Consider the following 2,502-nt stretch of genomic DNA (forward strand, 5'->3'; position numbering starts at 1 on the left):
AGGTACCGGTCGTCGGGCAGCTCCGCGGTGCCGGGGCCCGGGTGCGCGGCCTCCCGCTTGGTGGGAATGTGGCCGTGTTCGGGCACAAAGAACGACGCGAAGCCGGCCTGCTCGATCAGCGGCGCGAGGACCTGTGGGCGCAGCCCGCGGTCACTGGTGAACTGCACGATTCCAAATTCCACGCCCGAGCTCCGATTCCACGTTGAGGGTGTCGAACCTCAGCCTAGACAGTTAACTGGACACCTGTCCAGGTTTTCCGTCCGGCGGCCGCACATCGCGAAAGATTCCGTTGCCGGGGGTGGCGCGACTGATGGCATCGGCGGCCAGCACCACCGCTGCCGACGTCCAACAGCTCTTCTCCACCGGCCAACGCTTACCGTCGTCGTAGACCAGGCCGGTCCAGTACGAGCCGTCCGGGTCGCGCAAATGTTGGATCGACGAGACCAACGCGGTGGCCGCGGCGGTATCGCCGAGCGCTTCGAGTGCCAACGCCAGCTCGGAGGTCTCCGCGCCGGTGACCCACGGCCGATGATCCACGCAGCGCGCGCCGAGACCGGGCACCACGAACTCATCCCAACGCTGGGCGATCAACGCCTCGCCCGCGCGCCCGCGGACCGCGCCGCCGAGCACCGGGTAATACCAGTCCATCGAGTGATCGCTCGGCGGCTCAAAGATCTCCGGCGTCTCGCGCAGCGCCGCGCCCAACACCGCGCGGGCCTGCTGCCACGCCGGCTCGGGCTGACCGAGCTCGTCGGCGATGGCGACCCCGCAGCCGAGCGCCTGATAGATGCTGGCGTTACCGGTGATGAGCGCCTCGTCGAACATGGCGTGCGTCCGGTGATCGGCGCCCCACCGGAACGCGCCATCGGGCCGCTGGAAGCGGCCGACCAAATTGACCGCCGACCAGACCGTCGACCACATGCGGTCCAAAAAGCCCCGGTCGCCGGTGATCAAATAGTGGTGCCAGACGCCCACGGCCAGATAAGCGCAGAAGTTGGAGTCGATCCCCGGGTCAACGATCTGCCCGTCGACCACTTTGATCGGCCAGGAGCCGTCCGGCCGCTGCATCCGCGCCGACCACGCATAGGCGGCCTCGGCCTCGGCGAGAAAGCCGGTAGCCGAGAGCGCCATCGCCGATTCGATGTGATCCCACGCGTCGGTCTGCCCACCCGGGAACCAGGGCAGCGCGCCGGAGTTCTCCTGCATCGCGGTGATCGCCCGGCCGGTCCGGTGCACCTGCTCGACGGTCAGCACCCCCGGAATGTGCGGTCCGGATTCGATCCGCGTCCGGGCGCCCTCGATCGGGGTGGTCGTCATTCAGGCAGGCTTTCGCAGGTACAGCGCCACCGATTTGCCCACCAATGGGTTGAGTACCTGCTCGCCGACGCGGGTCACCCACGGCTTGCTCATCATGTCCCACACCAGCATCTTGTGGTAGCCGCGGACCAGCGGGTTGCCGTCGTTCTCCACGCCCACCGCACACTTGAGCCACCAGTAGGGCGCGTGCAGGGCGTGGGCGTGATCGGATCCGGTCACTTCCAGACCGGCGGCGGTCAGCTTCTCGGCGAGATCGGACGCCCGATAGATGCGGACGTGGCCGCCTTCCACCTCGTGGTACTCGTCCGAGAGTGCCCAGCAGATCTTCTCCGGCCAGTAACGCGGCACGGTCACCGCGGCGAGCCCGCCGGGCCGCAGAATGCGGACCATCTCGGTGATCGCGGCCGCATCGTCGGGAATGTGCTCAAGAATCTCCGACATCAACACCACGTCGAAGCTCTCGTCGTCGTACGGCAGACGCAATGCGTCGCCCACCTCGGTGCGGCCCACGGCGTATTCGGGGACCTCACCGGCGACGGTCAGCGCACCGAACATCTCGGCGACGTCGGCCATATCCTGCTCGCTCTGATCAAACGCGATCACGTCCGCGCCGCGGCGCAGCATCTCGTACGAGTGGCGGCCCTGGCCGGCACCGATGTCGATGACGCGCACACCGGGGCCCACCTCCAGGCGGTCGAAGTCCACAGTCAACATCAGGAAGCCTCCTCGGCGATGGCGGCGCGGTAGCGCTCGGCGGTTGCGGCGGCCACGGCCGCCCAGCTGTAGTTGTCCAGCACCCGGCGGCGGCCGTCGGCGCCCAAGGCGGCGGCCCGATCGGGGTCGTCGAGCAGATCACGGATCGCTTCGGCCAGCCCTTCGGCGTTGCGCGGCTCCACCAGCACGGCGGCGTCGCCGACCACTTCCGGAATCGCCCCGGCCCGGGTGGCGACCAACGGCGTGCCGCAGCTCATCGCCTCCACGGCGGGCAACGAGAAGCCCTCGTACAGGGACGGCACACACGCAATTTCGGCGCTGGCCAGTAGAGCGGCGAGCTCCTCGTCGTCCAGGCCGGAGACCACCGACACTTTGTCGCCGATGGACAGTTGCTCGATCAATCGCGCCGACGGGCCCTTCGGATCGAGTTTGGAGACCAACGTCAGGCTCACCGGATGGTCCACTGAAACC

General features: G+C 68.2%; 3 protein-coding genes and 1 pseudogene. All 4 read right to left on the minus strand.

Annotated elements, in window-relative coordinates:
- Positions 1–182, minus strand: a pseudogene (locus tag WAW85_RS09425) (LLM class F420-dependent oxidoreductase); the annotation flags it as partial.
- A 49-nt stretch (positions 183–231) separates the two neighbouring features.
- Entirely contained in the window at positions 232–1,317 is a 1,086-nt protein-coding gene (locus WAW85_RS09430) for a prenyltransferase (protein ID WP_422559356.1), read from the minus strand.
- On the minus strand, positions 1,318–2,031 hold the full coding sequence (locus tag WAW85_RS09435; protein ID WP_422559357.1) for a class I SAM-dependent methyltransferase: 714 nt from the start codon (positions 2,029–2,031) through the stop codon (positions 1,318–1,320). It lies immediately after the preceding gene.
- Positions 2,031–2,502, minus strand: a 472-nt coding sequence (locus tag WAW85_RS09440) for a glycosyltransferase (RefSeq protein WP_422559358.1), incomplete at its 5' end; no start/stop codon positions are given. The genes WAW85_RS09435 and WAW85_RS09440, both read right to left, overlap by 1 nt.

It is taken from the genome of Gordonia sp. (in: high G+C Gram-positive bacteria) (assembly GCF_049299075.1).
In the GTDB taxonomy this organism is placed as follows: Bacteria; Actinomycetota; Actinomycetes; order Mycobacteriales; family Mycobacteriaceae; genus Gordonia.

Bases quoted from the DNA above. Each gene is read 5' to 3' on its own strand.
- WAW85_RS09430 (WP_422559356.1), bottom strand. From the start codon at position 1,317: ATGACGACCACCCCGATCGAGGGCGCCCGGACGCGGATCGAATCCGGA.
- WAW85_RS09435 (WP_422559357.1), bottom strand. From the start codon at position 2,031: ATGTTGACTGTGGACTTCGACCGCCTGGAGGTGGGCCCCGGTGTGCGC.